This is a genomic window from Nocardiopsis camelliae (assembly GCF_028993595.1).
Classification (GTDB): domain Bacteria; phylum Actinomycetota; class Actinomycetes; order Streptosporangiales; family Streptosporangiaceae; genus Nocardiopsis; species Nocardiopsis dassonvillei.
On the sequence record NZ_CP118614.1, the window covers coordinates 4,940,736 to 4,955,724 of the forward strand.

Sequence of the window (14,989 nt, forward strand, 5' to 3'; positions counted from 1 at the left end):
CACTGGGGTCGCGCTCCTACCGTGGACGGCATGGCCAGCCAACCCGCGAGCATGCGGGACGTCGCCCAGCGAGCGGGTGTCTCCCTCTCGACGGTCTCCCGTGTGCTGCGCGGGGCCCCCGGGGTCGCCCCGGAGGTGCGCCGGCGCGTCCAGCGCGCCGCGGACGAGCTGGCCTACGTGGTCTCGCGCAACGCCTCGGGTCTGGTCACCGGCCGCACGGGGCGGGTCGCGGTGGTCGTGCCCTTCCTCCAGCCGTGGTTCTTCGGGACGGTCCTGGCGGGGGTCGGCGACGCGCTGCGCGAGGCGGACCTGGACATGCTCGTCTACCAGGTCGGCGAGACGCGGGCCCGGGAGGGCTGGACGCGGGCGCTGCCGCTGCGGCGCAACACCGACGCCGTGGTCACCGTGTCCATGGACCTGTCCGAGGAGGAGTGCCACCGGCTGGACGACGTGGGCGTGCCCGTGGTGCTGGTCGGGCAGAGGATGTCCGACCGGGCCGGCGTGTACATCGACGACCGGGCCGGTGCCGCGGGGGCCACCCGGCACCTGCTCAACCTGGGGCACACGCGCGTGGCCTACATCGCCTCGCGGTCCGAGACCTGGTCCAGCGCCAGCTCACGGCACCGGTTGCGGGGGTACGAGGCGGCCATGGCGGAGGCGGGGCTGCCGCCGCGGAGCGTGGCCAAGTCCACCGGGCACGCGGGCGGCGAGCTGGCCATGGGCGAACTGCTGTCGGACCACGACCCGCCCACGGCCGTGCTGGCCGAATTCGACGACCTCGCTCTGGGGGCGTACCGCACGCTGCGCCGCTCGGGCGTGCGCGTGCCGGAGTCGATCTCCCTCATGGGCTTCGACAACCACGACACCGCGGCGGTGATGGACCTGACCACCGTCGACCAGGCCCCCTACGACACCGGGCTGACCGCGGGTCGGCTCACCGTGGGCATCCTCAACGGGACGGCCGAGCGCCTCCAGGTGGAGATGCCCACCCAGCTCATCCTGAGGCAGTCCACCGCCGCGCCCCGGAGCACGCGCGGTCTGTTCTCCTGACCCGTTCGGAGGAACCAGCATGCAGCAGTGGTGGCGCGACGCGGTCCTGTACCAGGTCTACCCGCGCAGCTTCGCCGACGCCGACGGGGACGGGACCGGCGACATGGCGGGGATCACCGCGCGCCTGGGCCACCTCGCCGACCTGGGCGTGGACGGGATCTGGCTGTCGCCGTTCTACACCTCGCCCTGGGCGGACGGCGGGTACGACGTGGCCGACTTCCGGGACGTGGACCCGCGCCTGGGCACCCTGGAGGACTTCGACGCGATGGTGGCCGCCGCGCACGCACTGGGCCTGCGGGTGATGGTCGACATCGTGCCCAACCACACCTCCGAGGAGCACCCGTGGTTCCGGGAGGCGCTGGAGGCCGGTCCCGGGTCGCCCGAGCGGGAGCTGTACGTGTTCCGCGACGGGCGGGGCGCGGACGGCGGGCTGCCGCCGACCAACTGGCGGTCGACGTTCGGCGGCCCGGCGTGGACCCGCGCGGCGGACGGGCAGTGGTACCTGCACATGTTCGCGCCCGAGCAGCCGGACCTGAACTGGGACGACCCGCGGGTGCGCGAGGAGTTCCGCGCCGTCCTGCGGTTCTGGAGCGGGCGCGGGGTGGACGGGTTCCGGATCGACGTGGCGTACGCGCTGGTCAAGGACCTGCGGGAGCCGCTGCGCGACCTGGTGCTGGTGGAGGGCGGCCGGTTCGAGGACATCGCGGCCAACCCGGACCACCCGTTCCTGGACCGGCCCGAGGTGCACGAGGTGTACCGGGACTGGCGGCGGGTGCTGGCGGAGTTCGACCCGCCCCGGGCCACGGTGGGCGAGGTGTGGCTGCCCGGTGAACGGCGGGTGCTGTACACGCGCCCGGACGAGCTGGACCAGGCGTTCAACTTCGACTTCCTGAGGACCTCGTGGGACGCCGACGCCTACCGCGGCGTGATCGACTCCTCGATCGCCGACGCCGGGCAGGTCGGCACGGTGCCCACGTGGGTGATCGGCAACCACGACGTGGTGCGCCCGGTGTCGGTGCTGGGGCTGCCCCCGGGCACCGACCAGAAGGCGTGGCTGCTCTCCGACGGGCGCGACCCGGAGCCGGACCTGGAACTGGGCACGCGGCGGGCCCGGGCGCTGGCGCTCTTGGAGCTGTCGCTGCCGGGATCGGCGTACGTGTACCAGGGCGAGGAGCTGGGGCTGCCGGAGGTGGCGGACCTGCCCGCCCAGGCGTTGGAGGACCCGCGGTGGTCGCGCAGCGGGCACACCGACAAGGGGCGGGACGGGTGCCGGGTGCCGCTGCCGTGGACGCGCGAAGGAGCGTCGTACGGCTTCGGCGGGGACGCCCCGTGGCTGCCCCAGCCCGAAGGGTGGGGCCGCTGGTCGGTGGGGGCCCAGGCCGACGACCCCGGGTCCGTGCTCTCCCTGTACCGCCGGGCTCTGGCGCACCGCCGGGAGTTCTCCTCCGACGAGGCGCTGGCCTGGGACGACACGCTGAACCGGGGGCCGGTGCTGGCCTACTGGCGGGGTGAGGACGTGCTGGTGCTGGTCAACACGGGCGAGGAAGCGGTGGAGCTGCCGCCGGGCCGGGTGCTGGTGGCCAGCGCGGAGCTGGACGGACGGCTCCCGGGAAACGCGGCAGTGTGGCTGCGCCGCTGACCGGCACGGTCCCGGGGCGAGGCCCCACACCGCGGCCCCGACCGCAGGGCCCCGGAGGCACAGCCCCACGTCACAGGGAGACTCCCCACCCGCCCCACCGATCACCACAACCCCGACCACAGGGGGGTACCCCGGGGGATTCGGGGGGGTCTCCCCCCGGAAAGCACGAAGGACGACCCGGCGAGGCGGCCGAAGGCCGCCGAGCAGGGTCGTCCCGAGTCCGTGGAGCTATGGGGATTCGAACCCCAGACCTCCTCCATGCCATGGAGGCGCGCTACCAACTGCGCCATAGCCCCTCAAGGGAGTCGATCGGACCTGTGGCGGTCCTGCCGACTCCCTGAACCATAGCGGAATCCGGCCCGAACGTCGAAACGGTTCAGGCGTCGTCGCTGAGCACGACCGGCTCGGGGAGGCTGGCCGCGTTGTGCTCCATCAGCCGCCACTGCCCCCGACGCTCCTGGAGCACCGACCAGCAGCAGTTGCTGATCGGTCCCAGGATCTCGCGCTGTTCGTCGGGGACCCCCAGCATCCGGGCGATCCCGACTCTGAGGGCGGCGCCGTGGCTGACCACGACGAGCAGCCCCCCGGTCGGGGTCTTGCCCAGTCCGCGTTCGACGGCGGCGCGCATCCGGTCGCCGACCTCGGCGATGAGCTCGCCGTCGGGGATGTCCATGCGCGCGTGTTCGACCGGCCAGCGCGCGGACAGCTCCGCCCCGGTCATCCCCTCCCACGAGCCGCCGAAGCGCTCGCGCAGCCCCTCGTCGAACTCCACGGGCACCCCGGAGGCCCGGGAGAGGTATCCGGCGGTGTCGGCGGCCCTGGTCAGGTCGGAGGCGACGATGACGTCGGGGTTCAACGAGGCGAGCAGTTCCCCCGCCCGCCTGGCCTGGGCGTGGCCGACCGGATCGAGTGCGATGTCGGTCTGCCCCTGGAAGCGGTTCTCCACGTTCCAGGACGTGCGTCCGTGCCGCCAGAACAGCACACGAGGGGTGTCGCTCACGTGGTGTGTCTCTCCGCTCGCAGTCGGGTGGGGGTCAGAACTCGTCCAGCGGCGTGCGCTGGGCGCCGCGCGCGCCCTCGGGCAGGTCGATCTCGGGGCAGTCCTTCCACAGCCGTTCGAGGCCGTAGTAGCCGCGCTCCTCCTCGTGCTGGATGTGCACGACGATGTCGGCGTAGTCCAGCAGGACCCAGCGGCCGTCGCGCTCGCCCTCGCGCCGGACCGGCTTGGCCCCGGACTGGAGGCGGAGCTGGTCCTCGACCTCGTCGACGATCGCGCGGACCTGCCGGTCGTTGGGGGCCGAACACAGGACGAAGGCCTCGGTGATGACCAGCTGCTCGCTGACGTCGTAGGCGATGATCTCCTGGGCGAGCTTGTCGGAGGCGGCTTCCGCCGCGACCCTGACCAGCTCCAGTGCCCTGTCGGTGGCTGTCACGTTGTGCTTGCTGCCTTTCAGCTCTCTAGGTAGAGCCCGGTCTTGTTGATGTAGCGGACGATGCCGTCGGGGACCAGGTACCAGATGGGTTCGCCCTTGCGGACGCGTTCCCGGCACTCGGTCGAGGAGATGGCCAGCGCGGGAACCTCCACCAGGGAGACCTTGCCCTCGGGCAGTCCGGTGTCACTGAGGTGGTGACCGGGCCGGTTACAGCCTACGAAATGCGCGAGCTCGAAGAGTTCGTCGACGTTGTGCCAGCTCAGGATGGCGCCCAGCGCGTCGGCCCCGGTGATGAAGTACAGCTCCACGTCGGGGCCGTACTTGGCGCGCATCTCGCGCAGCGTGTCGAGGGTGTAGGTGGGCCCCGAGCGGTCGATCTCGATGCGGTCCACCCGGAACTGGGGGTTCTCGGCGGTGGCGATGACCGTCATCAGGTAGCGGTCCTCGGAGGGCGTCACCTTGGCCAGGTCCTTCTGCCAGGGCTGGCCGGTGGGGACGAACACCACCTCGTCGAGCCCGAAGAGGTGGGCGACCTCACTGGCCGCCACGAGGTGGCCGTGGTGGATGGGGTCGAAGGTGCCGCCCATGATGCCGACCTTGGTCGGACCGGTTCCTCTCCGCGGCGCGGGGGAGTCCGCGTTGCGGGATGCGTCGGAAGCTGCGTGCGCCACTGTGCGCTCCGTTTCGCCGTGGACGTTGCCGTTGCCGGGATCGGCCAACCGAGATTAGCCGACGGAGGGCACCACCGCCGTCCCCTTCCTCCCTTTTGGTCCTGGCACTGGGACAACGAACGCCGTGCCGGGTTCCTTCCCCAGGGCGCGTCGGCGCCGCTCGGAAATCGCGTCATATCTCGAAGCTGGAAACCGTGGCCAAGCGCGATCACGGCGCATAGCATGCCGATATGGCCAACACACCAGACCGCGTCCGCGTCCGGCTCTCCGAGATCTCGCCCCGTGCCTACGAACACCCCGCCGACCGGGGCGCCCTGGTCGCGCTGCGCTCGCTGCGCGGGTTCGACGAGGTGTTCAAACGCCTGTCGGGGCTGTTCAACGAGCGCGCCCTGCGACTGATGTTCCTGTCCAGTGCCGTCCGGGTCGGGCCCACCCAGTTCCCCCACGTCTACGACTACGTGCGCGACGCCGCCTACGTCCTGGACATGGAAGAGGTCCCCGAGCTCTACATCCAGATGAACCCGAAGCCGAACGCCATGGCGATCGGCAGCAACCGCCCGTTCATCGTGATGACCACGGGCCTGTTCGACCTGCTGGACGCCGAGGAGCAGCGCTTCGTCATCGGCCACGAGGTCGGCCACATCCTCAGCGGCCACGCCGTCTACCGCACCATGCTGCTGGCCCTGATCCGACTGGCCACCCGCGTGGCGTGGGTGCCGCTGGGCTTCATCGGCATCCAGGCCATCGTGGCCGCGCTGGAGGAGTGGTACCGCAAGTCCGAGCTGTCCTGCGACCGCGCCGGGATCCTCGCCAGCCAGAACCCCGAGGCGGGCAAGCGGGCCCTGATGAAGCTGGCGGGCGGCTCCAAGCTCGTGGAGATGAACCCCGACGCCTTCCTCGAACAGGCCCGCGAGTACGAGTCCGGCGGCGACGCCCGCGACAGCCTCATCAAGCTGGTCAGCCTGGTCGGGCAGACGCACCCGTTCGCGGTGGTGCGCCTGGCCGAGCTGCACCGGTGGATCGAGGACGGTTCCTACCAGAGCATCGTCAACGGCGACTACCCGCGCCGCTCCACCGACCGCGACGCCCGGGTGGGCGAGGAGGCGCGCAAGGCCGCCGACTCCTACAAGCAGTCCTGGGAGCGCACGGGCGACCCGCTGCTGGGCACCCTGCGCGACGTCGCGGGCAGCGCGGCCAGCGCGGGCGGCAAGATCTTCGACACCGTCGCCGACCGGTGGCGCAACGGCTCCTCCCGTACCAACCAGGGCTCGGGGACCTCTTCCTGACCGGTCCTGTCCCGGGACGGCAGCGCCCGGGAACCCGGCACCGGTTCCCGACGCGCGCGGGAAACGGGTGCCCGGCCGCGAGGGGCGGCTCCCGGACGGGGGCCGCCCCTCGGGCGTGTCCGGCGGGTGCGCTCCGTCGGGTGCGGCTCCGCTGAGCCGGGGGCTCCTCCTCGCGGGACGCGGCCGCGCCCTCGGGCGCGGGCGGCTCAGCGCAGGTCGTCGAGGTAGGCCCGCGCCTCCCGCCAGGCGGGGTGGGCCGGGTCGATGACCGCGAAGTGGTCGGCGCCGACCGGCTCGCGGTGGTCCACCTCGTCCCCCGCGGCACGCGCGGCGGCCACGTAGGCGCGGCTGTGGTCGACCGGGACGCGCTGGTCGGCGTCCCCGTGCACGACGAGTTGGGGCACTCCCAGCGGCACGCGCAGCAGCGGCGAACTGGCGGCGTGGACCCCCGCGGAGGGGACGGGGCCCAGGAACGGCTCCACCGCTCCCTCGCCCAGCCCCTCCCGGGCGCAGCGCTCGGGGTCGGTGACGGGCGCGAGGGCGACCACGGCGCGCACGGGCGTGCGGGGGTGGAGTGCGTTGAGCAGCGCCAGGTGCCCGCCCGCCGAGTGGCCGACGGACACCGTGCGGGACAGGTCGTAGCGGTCGGGCTCGCGGGCCGCGGCCCCGGCGAGCACCGCCAGGGCGCGGTCGACGTCGTCGAGCGTCTGCGGCCAGCCGCCCCCGTCGTCGCCGGTGCGGCGGTACTCCACGTTCCACACCGCCCACCCGGCGGCGGCCAGGTCGCGGGCCAGCGGGTCCATGAGCCCGGCGTCGAGCCCGTCCCGCCACCAGCCGCCGTGCAGCAGGGCGGCGACGGGCGCGGGCGCGCCGCTCTCCGGTTCCCACAGGTGCGCGATCTGGCTGGGGTGTTCTCCGTAGGGAACGGTGGTGGGCACGCGTCGCTCCTCGTCCTCGGGCGGGCCTTTCGCGGACGGTAACAGCCCTCCCCCGCCATCCCCACCGCGCGTCCCCACGGCGCGCCACGACGAGGCCGGGAACCCGGGCACACGGCAGCGCCGACGGCGGGGCCGTCGGCGCTGTCGGGCGTTCCGGGGTGACCGGGAGCGGGTCCTAGAAGGCGGGACCGGCGGCCATGGCCTCGTCGATGGTCGTGGAGCGGGCCTCCTCGACCTCCTCGGCCAGGTCGTCCTCGTGGGCCTCGAACTCCTCGACCACGGCGGCGGAGAAGCTGCGCAGGGCGATCTCCTCGGTGAGGATGTCGCCGCGGACGCGGTTGTTCTCACCGACCTGGGCGGTCGGGCTGTTGGCGGAGGTGGACAGGTCACCGCCGACGATGTTGTTGTCGACGTAGACGCCGCCGCTGACGCCGGTGACGCTCAGGTCGCCGTCGACGTAGTTGACGGAGGAGCAGAAGCCCTCCTGCTCGCCGGCGCCGACCGCGACCGGACCGGTGCCGCCGCTGTAGGTGGCCGCGCCGATCACCTCGCTGTCGCAGAGGATGCCGCCGCTGGCGGGGTTGTTGACGGTCAGGGCGCCGCGCACCACGGAGTCGTAGATGTCGGCGTACTCGACACCGTCGGCCTTGACGGCGCCGCTGATGCGCGAGCCGGAGACGTAGACGGCACCGACCTCGGCGTTGATGCTGTGGACGGAGGAGTCCACCACGTAGGAGAAGCCGTCGGTGTTGCCGCCGTCGACCGGGACGGCGCGCAGGGCCGCACCCGTGGAGCTGTTCTCCAGGTAGGTGCCGTAGGAGCCGCGGTTGACCACGCGGTCGCCGACGGAGCTCTCCTGGGAGTCGAAGTAGGCGTCCTTCTGAACGGTCACCTTCCCCTCGATCTCGCCGCCGATGATGTGCAGGTTGGCACCCTGGCGGACGGTGACGTCGCCCTGGATGACCGTTCCGTCCAGGAAGCAGCTCTTGCCGGCGGGGACCGCGAGGTCCGTGGGCAGGGTGATGGCACCGCCGTGGCCCGAGCAGAGGGTGACCAGGTCAGCCTGGGCGGGGGAGGCCATCAGCGTGACACCACCGACGGCCAGGGCGGTCGTGGCGATGGCAGCGACCTTGCTCCGGAGCTTCATTCGGGGGATTCCTTTCGTTGTGACCGTGGGGAGGCGACGCTCCGAGCGATGCGGAAGCGCGCCGTGAGACACCACAGTGAAATTACCGACCAGCCGTCGCTTTGGGAATACGTGCTAGACGAAGATTCGCTTCTGTCCAGGTTTCCAGCGGGAAAACGCTCCAGATGCCAACGGCCCCTCGGGTCCCGAATGTCACTCTCGGTCGCACAACGAACACGCGCCTCCGACCGCACGTCACGGGCGGCCCCGGCGCGCGGTCCCTCGCGGTCCGGGGCCGCCCGCGCGAGGGCGGCCCCGGCGCGCGCGGCTACCTGAGGTGGCCGTCCCCGGTGACCACGTACTTGGTGGAGGTCATCTCGGTCAGCCCCATCGGGCCCCTGGCGTGCAGCTTCTGGGTGGAGATGCCGATCTCGGCGCCGAAGCCGAACTCGCCGCCGTCGGTGAACCTCGTGGAGGCGTTGACCATGACCGCGGCGGAGTCCACCCGCGAGACGAAGTACCGGGAGGCCTTCAGCGAGTCGGTGACGATGGCCTCGGTGTGCTGGGTGGAGTACCTGCGGATGTGGGCCAGAGCCTCGTCGATGGTGGGCACCACGCGCACGGCCAGGTCCATGGACAGGTACTCGGTGGCCCAGTCCTCCTCCGTGGCCTCGACCACCCGGGCCCCGGTCGGGCGGGCGGCGGCGGCCTCCAGCACCCGGGAGTCGCCGTGCACGGTCACGCCGCTCTCGCCGAGGGCCTCCAGCACGCGCGGCAGGAACTCCTCGGCCACGGCCTCGTGCACCAGCAGGGTCTCGGCGGAGTTGCACACCGAGCAGCGCTGCGCCTTGGCGTTGGTGGTGATGGCCACGGCCTTGTCGAGGTCGGCGTCGGCGTCCACGTAGACGTGGCACAGGCCCTCCCCGGTCTCGATGACCGGCACGGTGGAGTCGCGCACCACGGCCTGGATGAGGGAGCCCCCGCCGCGCGGGATGAGCACGTCCACCAGGCCGCGCGCCCGCATGAGCGCGGTGGAGGACTCGCGGGTGCGGCCGGGCACCATCTGGACGGCGTCCGCCGGGACCCCGGTGCCCTCCAGGGCGTCCCGCAGGACCCCGACGATGGCGGTGTTGGAGGAGTAGGCCGAGGAGGAGCCGCGCAGCAGGGCGGCGTTGCCGCTCTTGAGGCACAGGGCGGCGGCGTCCACGGTGACGTTGGGGCGGCCCTCGTAGATGATGCCGATGACACCGAGCGGCACCCGGATCTGGCGCAGGTCCAGGCCGTTGGGCAGCACGGACCCGCGCACGGACTCGCCCACCGGGTCGGGGAGCTCGACGATCTCGCGGACGGCCTCGGCGATGGCCTCGATCCGCTGCGGGGTGAGGGTGAGCCGGTCGACCATGGCCGGGCTGGTGCCGTCCTCGCGGGCCCGCGCCACGTCCTCGGCGTTGGCCGCGGTGATCTCGTCGGACCGCTTGACCAGGGCGTCGGCGATCGCCAGCAGTGCGGCGTCCTTGACCGCCCGGCTGAGCGGGGCGAGGTCGGCCGCCGCGTTCCTGGCCCGCCCGGCTACCGCGTGGACCTCGCGCTCGATGTCACTCATGGTGCTCTCTCTTGGTTGGGAGGCCATCCCGGCGTACCCGCCCTGCGGCGTCGAAGGGTCTCAGGGGCATGCGCCGGAGTGAATGCTTCCAGCGTATAGCGCCGCGCGGTCGGCGACGCGGTTGTCCACAAGCCGGATCCGGCACCGCGGGGGTCGGCGCGGACGCCGCACGCGGCACCGGGGAAACCGCACGCCCCCGCCGCTCAGTTCCACCCGTAGCGGGCCCGCAGGACGTCGGCGACCATCCAGAACAGCTCCTCGTCCATGACGGCCGCCTCCCGGCGGATGTCGTCCTCGTCGAACTCGAAGAGCCGGTCCACCCGCACGTAGGAGTCGCGCTGCTCCCGGTCCCAGGGGCCCGAGCCCACGGGCAGCCAGTCCTGGCGCTCCCACGCCTCGGGGCGCTGGGAGGACAGCATCAGCCCGTGCAGCCGCCCGCCCCGGCGACCGACGACCAGCAGAGGGCGGTCCTTGCCCCGCCCCGGGTCCTCCTCGTAGGGGACCCACGTCCACACGATCTCGCCCGCGTCGGCGAGTCCGTCGCGCTCGGGCGCGTAGACGAGCCTGGTGGCGCTGGCGGCGGTGGGGATCTCGCGGACCTCGCCCCGGTGGGGGTGGTCCTCGCTTCGGCGTGTCGTTGGTTCGCTCACGCCCGCATCCTAGGGCGTCCGCCCCGCCCGGGTGGCCTCACAGGTCCTGGACGGTGCCGATGATGCTCGCCCGCGCCCGGCTGCCCTCGGGCACCGGGACCAGCGGGTAGACGTGGAAGGCCCCCTCCTCCTCGTGCAGGTCCACCTCTCCCCCGGCCCGCGCGACGAGCGCGCGCAGGCGCCTGGTGTCGGGCAGGAACACGTCGCGGGTGCCGATGTAGAGGTCCATGGGCGGCAGGCCGGAGAGCACGCCGTTGACGGGGCTGAGCCGGGGCAGGGACAGGTCGTCGCCGCCCGCCCACACCTTGGCGGCCTCCTTGAGGCCGACCGGGCTGAGCCAGGGGTCCCGGCCCTCCACCTCGGCGATGTCGGGGTTGGACATGGTCAGGTCCGCCCACGGGGAGACCAGGATGAGCCGCGCGGGCTGGGGCAGGCCCTCCCCGGGCAGCGTCTGCGCGAGGGCCAGCGCCAGGCCCGCCCCGGCCGAGTCCCCGGCGAACACCGTGCGCTCCGGCACGACGTGCTCCAGCAGGTCGCGGTACACGGTGTGGAGGAAGCCGAACGCCTCGCGGTAGGTGTGCTGGGGCGCCAGCCCGTAGATGGGCACCTCCACCCGGCAGCCCACGTCCGCCATGCGCGAGATCAGCACCCAGTGCCAGGGGGAGATCTCGCTGATGTAGGAGCCCCCGTGCACGTACAGGACGGCCTTGTCGGGGTCCTCCTCCCGGTCCCGGGCGAGGACCGTGTAGCTCGCGAAGCCCCCGACCTCCCGCCGGGTGGTCTCGTGGCGCTTGGCGACCCAGTGCGGCGGCTCGGGGTCGTCCTTGGCCTCGTCGATGCGCTCGCGCGCGCCCTCGACGGTCTCCATGGGGCGCTTGCGCGCCACCCGGAACGCCACCGCGAGCATTCTCGCCACCAGGCTGGGCATCGGTGTCTTCACTCTCCTCGGGGGATGTCCCCGGCATCGCCACACGGGTGTCGCGGCGGGACGGGACCGCGGCGGTCCGGGGGAACGCGTTCTAGAGCACGACCAGGTCGTCCCGGTGCACCAGCTCGCGCTCGTAGGAGGGGCCCATCTCGCGGGCCAGCCACCGTGTGGACCTGCCCATCAGGTCGGGCACCTCGGCGGCGTCGTAGTTGACCAGTCCGCGCGCGACGACGGCGCCGCCCTCGTCGCACAGGTCCACCGGGTCGCCCGCGTTGAAGTCGCCGGTCACCCTCACCACACCGGCCGGGAGCAGGGACGCCTTCTCCCGCACCACCGCCGTGACAGCGCCGGGGTCCAGGACCAGGCTGCCCCGACCCGCGGTGGCGTGCGCCAGCCACAGCTGGCGGGCCGAGGGGCGCCGTCCGCGCCCCGGGGCGAACAGGGTGCCCGCGGGCCCACCCTCCAGGGCCGTGCGGGCGTTCGCGGCGGAGGTCAGCAGGGTGTGCACGCCCGCCTCGGTGGCGATCCGCGCGGACGCCACCTTGGTGACCATCCCGCCGGTGCCCACGCCCCGCCCGCCCGCGCTGCCGATGTCGATGCCGTCCAGGTCCGCCGGACCGCGCACGAGGCTGACCACCGACGACCCCGGAGCGGAGGGGTTGCCGTCGTACAGGGCGTCCACGTCCGAGAGCAGCACCAGCGCGTCGGCGCGCATCAGGTGCGCCACCAGGGCCGCCAGGCGGTCGTTGTCGCCGAACCGCAGCTCGTGCGTGGCCACGGTGTCGTTCTCGTTGACGATGGGCAGGGCGCCGATGTCGAGCAGGCGGCGCAGCGTGCGCTGGGCGTTGCGGTGCTGCACCCGCCGCATCATGTCCTCGACCGTGAGCAGGACCTGCGCCGCGGTGAGGTCGTGCCCGGCCAGCTCGGCCGTGTACGCGGCCAGCAGGAGCCCCTGGCCCACGCTGGCGGCGGCCTGCTGGGAGGCCAGGTCGCGGGGCCTGCGGGCCATGCCGAGCGGGGTCATCCCGGCCGCGACCGCCCCGGAGGAGACCAGGATGACCTCCTGGCCCGCGGCCCGGCGGTCCGCCAGCACCCGGACCAGGTCGCGGATGCGGCAGGAGTCGATCCGGCCGTCGGGTGTGGTCAGGGAGGACGATCCCACCTTGACCACGACCCGGCGCGCGGCGGCCACCGCCGCGCGCCCGGAGGCCTCCAGGGAGTCGGTCTGTTCGAGTCCTGCGCTGTGCACCGTGTGGGGCTTTCCATCCAGTGGCGCGGCACCGGGCGCCGCGCTCGTGCCTGTCGGCCGGGCCGTCGGTCCCCGCGCGGGTCAGCCCAGCCGGGCGTCGGACCCGCGCGGGCCGGACGGGACGACCTCGGCGTCCGTGGAGGGGTCCCAGTCGAAGACCACGGAGTCCTCCTCGGTGCCGATGTGCACCTCGGCGCCCTCGGTGGCGCCCGCCTTGGCCAGCTGCTCCTCGATGCCGAGGCGGTTGAGCCGCTCGGCGAGGTAGCCGACGGCCTCGTCGTTGGAGAAGTCGGTCTGGCGCACCCAGCGGGCGGGCTTGTCGCCGCGCACCTGGAAGGCGTTGCCGCCCAGCGGCACCACCTGGAAAGGCGCGTCGCCGATGGCCTGGGGACGGATCACGACCCGGGTGGGCTCCGCGGGCGGCGCGGCCTCGCGGGCCGCGGCCACCTGCTCGCCCAGGGCGAAGGACAGTTCGCGCAGCCCCTCGCGGGAGGCCGCGGAGACCTCCAGGACGCGGTAGCCGCGCTCGACCAGCATCGGGGTGACCAGTTCGGCGAGTTCGCGGGCCTCGGGGACGTCCACCTTGTTCAGGGCGACCAGGCGCGGCCGGTCGGACAGGTCCACGCCGGTGCTGCGGCCGTAGGCGGACAGCTCCGCCTCCAGTGCCTCCAGGTCGCTGACCGGGTCGCGGCCCTGCTCGTAGGTGGCGCAGTCCAGCACGTGCAGGAGGGTGGAACAGCGCTCGATGTGGCGCAGGAACTCCAGGCCCAGCCCCTTGCCGTCGCTGGCCCCCGGGATGAGGCCGGGCACGTCGGCGATGACGTACTGGACGTTGCCCGCCTCCACCACGCCCAGGTTGGGCACCAGGGTGGTGAACGGGTAGTCGGCGATCTTGGGGCGGGCCGCGGACATGGCGGCGATCAGGGACGACTTGCCCGCGCTGGGGAAGCCCACCAGGCCGACGTCGGCGATGGTCTTCATCTCCAGGCGCACGTCGAAGCCCTGGCCCTCCTCGCCCTTGAGGGCGAAGCCGGGGGCCTTGCGCCGCTTGGTGGCCAGCGCGGCGTTGCCCAGGCCGCCGTGGCCGCCCTCGGCGAGCACCAGCCGGGTGCCGTGGCCGACCAGGTCGGCGACGACCTCGCCGTCCATACGGCTGACCACGGTGCCGTCGGGCACCTTGAGGACGAGGTCATCGCCCTTGGCCCCGGCGCGGTGGCCGCCCTGGCCGGGCGTGCCGTTACCGGCGGCGCGGTGCGGGCGGCGCTGGTAGTCCAGCAGGGTCGCGGTCTGGGTGTCGACCTCCAGGACGACGTCCCCGCCGTGGCCGCCGTTACCGCCGTCCGGACCGCCCAGCGGCTTGAACTTCTCACGGTGCACGGAGGCGCAGCCATGCCCGCCGTTCCCGGCCTTGACGTGCAAGACCGCCTCGTCGACGAAGTCAGGCATAGCTCTCCCCGTTACTCTCCGGCCCCCGAGCGGGGGCCTGGACACACACGCGTCATCCAGTGACAACGCGAGAGGCGGGCCAGTGTTCCCTGGCCCGCCCTGTACAACGTCCGCGCGTGTGCCTACTCGGCGACGGCGGGAACGATGTTGACGGCCTTGCGGCCGCGGAAGCTGGCGAACTTGACCTCGCCGGCGACCAGCGCGAACAGCGTGTCGTCGCCACCGCGGCCGACGTTGGCGCCGGGGTGGAACTTGGTGCCGCGCTGACGGATCAGGATCTCACCAGCCGAGACGCTCTGGCCGCCGAAGCGCTTGACGCCGAGGCGCTTGGCGTTCGAGTCGCGACCGTTACGGCTGGACGAAGCGCCCTTCTTGTGTGCCATTTCTTCCAGGCCTCCTACTTCGCCGCGATGCCGGTGACGCGCACCTGGGTGTGCTTCTGGCGGTGACCCTGGCGCTTCTTGTAACCGGTCTTGTTCTTGTACTTCAGGATGTTGATCTTGGGGCCCTTGGTCTCACCGAGGACCTCGGCGCTGACCGTGTAGCCGCTCAGCTTGTCGACGTCGCTGATGACGTTGTCACCGTCGACGACGAGGATGGGCTGCCATGTGATGGTGGCGCCGGTCTCGTCGGAGACCTTGTCGATGTTCAGGACGTCATCGACAGACACCTTCTCCTGTCGGCCGCCCGCTCGCACGATCGCGTACACCGGGTAACTCTCTTCCTGCTCGCTCAACGAATAATGCTCGGGACCATCCCCGAGACATGAGCCCGGGGTCCGGGTCCGACCGCACCTGTGCCCAGATCGGCCGGGAGGCCCATCCCCGTGTGGGCGGGGAGGTGCCTCGTTCCACGATCCACTGATCGCCTGTAGCGGGGCGCGGGGATCCGAGGGAAACAAACCCTGCGTGGAGAGCACTTCGGTGTCGGGGCGCGCGATTGTGGTGGCATAGCGCGCCGACGCACCGTC

Annotated in this window: 15 protein-coding genes and 1 tRNA gene; 3 read left to right on the plus strand and 13 right to left on the minus strand. The window is 72.6% G+C overall.

The features are described 5' to 3' along the window. Positions 1-30 precede the first annotated feature (30 nt). Both PV789_RS21565 and PV789_RS21570 read left to right on the plus strand, forming a co-directional pair. Complete coding sequence (locus PV789_RS21565) at positions 31-1,050, plus strand: LacI family DNA-binding transcriptional regulator (RefSeq protein ID WP_274974279.1); 1,020 nt, start codon at positions 31-33, stop codon at positions 1,048-1,050. 19 nt (positions 1,051-1,069) lie between these two features. Then, positions 1,070-2,689, plus strand: a complete 1,620-nt coding sequence (locus tag PV789_RS21570; protein WP_274974280.1) for a glycoside hydrolase family 13 protein — start codon at positions 1,070-1,072, stop codon at positions 2,687-2,689. Between the two features lie 223 nt (positions 2,690-2,912). Here the strand turns inward: PV789_RS21570 and PV789_RS21575 are convergent. The 4 genes from PV789_RS21575 to nadD all read right to left on the minus strand — a co-directional run bounded on the left by PV789_RS21575 (position 2,913) and on the right by nadD (position 4,793). Then, positions 2,913-2,985, minus strand: a tRNA-Ala gene (locus PV789_RS21575). 80 nt (positions 2,986-3,065) lie between these two features. Next, positions 3,066-3,689: a histidine phosphatase family protein gene (locus tag PV789_RS21580; RefSeq protein ID WP_274974281.1), complete on the minus strand. Its 624-nt coding sequence runs from the start codon at positions 3,687-3,689 to the stop codon at positions 3,066-3,068. 34 nt (positions 3,690-3,723) lie between these two features. Next, the gene (rsfS, locus tag PV789_RS21585; protein WP_047870575.1) at positions 3,724-4,122 is read right to left on the minus strand and encodes a ribosome silencing factor; all 399 of its coding nucleotides are present in this window, start codon (positions 4,120-4,122) and stop codon (positions 3,724-3,726) included. A gap of 17 nt (positions 4,123-4,139) precedes the next feature. Further along, on the minus strand, positions 4,140-4,793 hold the full coding sequence (gene nadD, locus PV789_RS21590) for a nicotinate-nucleotide adenylyltransferase (protein WP_302475362.1): 654 nt from the start codon (positions 4,791-4,793) through the stop codon (positions 4,140-4,142). A gap of 230 nt (positions 4,794-5,023) precedes the next feature. On the opposite strand from nadD, the gene PV789_RS21595 reads away from it, so the two are divergent. Beyond that, the gene (locus tag PV789_RS21595; RefSeq protein WP_274974282.1) at positions 5,024-6,079 is read left to right on the plus strand and encodes a M48 family metallopeptidase; all 1,056 of its coding nucleotides are present in this window, start codon (positions 5,024-5,026) and stop codon (positions 6,077-6,079) included. A gap of 206 nt (positions 6,080-6,285) precedes the next feature. Here the strand turns inward: PV789_RS21595 and PV789_RS21600 are convergent, their stop codons facing one another. From PV789_RS21600 to rplU, 9 genes are all read right to left on the minus strand, one after another. Next, positions 6,286-7,017 (minus strand): alpha/beta hydrolase family protein, encoded by a 732-nt coding sequence (locus PV789_RS21600; protein ID WP_274974283.1) that lies wholly within the window; start codon positions 7,015-7,017, stop codon positions 6,286-6,288. A gap of 175 nt (positions 7,018-7,192) precedes the next feature. Next, a complete protein-coding gene (locus PV789_RS21605) occupies positions 7,193-8,164 on the minus strand; it encodes a hypothetical protein (protein WP_274974284.1) in 972 nt (323 codons plus the stop codon). A gap of 307 nt (positions 8,165-8,471) precedes the next feature. Further along, entirely contained in the window at positions 8,472-9,746 is a 1,275-nt protein-coding gene (locus PV789_RS21610) for a glutamate-5-semialdehyde dehydrogenase (RefSeq protein WP_274974285.1), read from the minus strand. A gap of 203 nt (positions 9,747-9,949) precedes the next feature. Beyond that, the gene (locus PV789_RS21615; protein ID WP_274974286.1) at positions 9,950-10,396 is read right to left on the minus strand and encodes a type II toxin-antitoxin system PemK/MazF family toxin; all 447 of its coding nucleotides are present in this window, start codon (positions 10,394-10,396) and stop codon (positions 9,950-9,952) included. 37 nt (positions 10,397-10,433) lie between these two features. Then, a complete protein-coding gene (locus PV789_RS21620; RefSeq protein WP_274974287.1) occupies positions 10,434-11,324 on the minus strand; it encodes an alpha/beta hydrolase fold domain-containing protein in 891 nt (296 codons plus the stop codon). Between the two features lie 91 nt (positions 11,325-11,415). Continuing rightward, complete coding sequence (gene proB, locus PV789_RS21625) at positions 11,416-12,573, minus strand: glutamate 5-kinase (protein ID WP_274974288.1); 1,158 nt, start codon at positions 12,571-12,573, stop codon at positions 11,416-11,418. Positions 12,574-12,654: 81 nt separating this feature from the next. Then, on the minus strand, positions 12,655-14,019 hold the full coding sequence (gene obgE / locus PV789_RS21630; protein WP_274974289.1) for a GTPase ObgE: 1,365 nt from the start codon (positions 14,017-14,019) through the stop codon (positions 12,655-12,657). A gap of 122 nt (positions 14,020-14,141) precedes the next feature. Continuing rightward, positions 14,142-14,402 carry a 50S ribosomal protein L27 gene (gene rpmA, locus PV789_RS21635; RefSeq protein ID WP_274974290.1) on the minus strand — a complete coding sequence of 87 codons (261 nt, stop codon included), beginning with the start codon at positions 14,400-14,402 and terminating at the stop codon, positions 14,142-14,144. Positions 14,403-14,416: 14 nt separating this feature from the next. Continuing rightward, complete coding sequence (rplU, locus tag PV789_RS21640) at positions 14,417-14,728, minus strand: 50S ribosomal protein L21 (RefSeq protein ID WP_019609597.1); 312 nt, start codon at positions 14,726-14,728, stop codon at positions 14,417-14,419. Positions 14,729-14,989: the final 261 nt, after the last annotated feature.

Coding starts and splice junctions, on each gene's coding strand:
- PV789_RS21565 (WP_274974279.1), top strand. CDS start 31: ATGGCCAGCCAACCCGCGAGCATGCGGGACGTCGCCCAGCGAGCGGGT.
- PV789_RS21570 (WP_274974280.1), top strand. CDS start 1,070: ATGCAGCAGTGGTGGCGCGACGCGGTCCTGTACCAGGTCTACCCGCGC.
- PV789_RS21595 (WP_274974282.1), top strand. CDS start 5,024: ATGGCCAACACACCAGACCGCGTCCGCGTCCGGCTCTCCGAGATCTCG.
- PV789_RS21605 (WP_274974284.1), bottom strand. CDS start 8,164: ATGAAGCTCCGGAGCAAGGTCGCTGCCATCGCCACGACCGCCCTGGCC.
- PV789_RS21610 (WP_274974285.1), bottom strand. CDS start 9,746: ATGAGTGACATCGAGCGCGAGGTCCACGCGGTAGCCGGGCGGGCCAGG.
- PV789_RS21620 (WP_274974287.1), bottom strand. CDS start 11,324: ATGCCCAGCCTGGTGGCGAGAATGCTCGCGGTGGCGTTCCGGGTGGCG.
- obgE (WP_274974289.1), bottom strand. CDS start 14,019: ATGCCTGACTTCGTCGACGAGGCGGTCTTGCACGTCAAGGCCGGGAAC.
- rpmA (WP_274974290.1), bottom strand. CDS start 14,402: ATGGCACACAAGAAGGGCGCTTCGTCCAGCCGTAACGGTCGCGACTCG.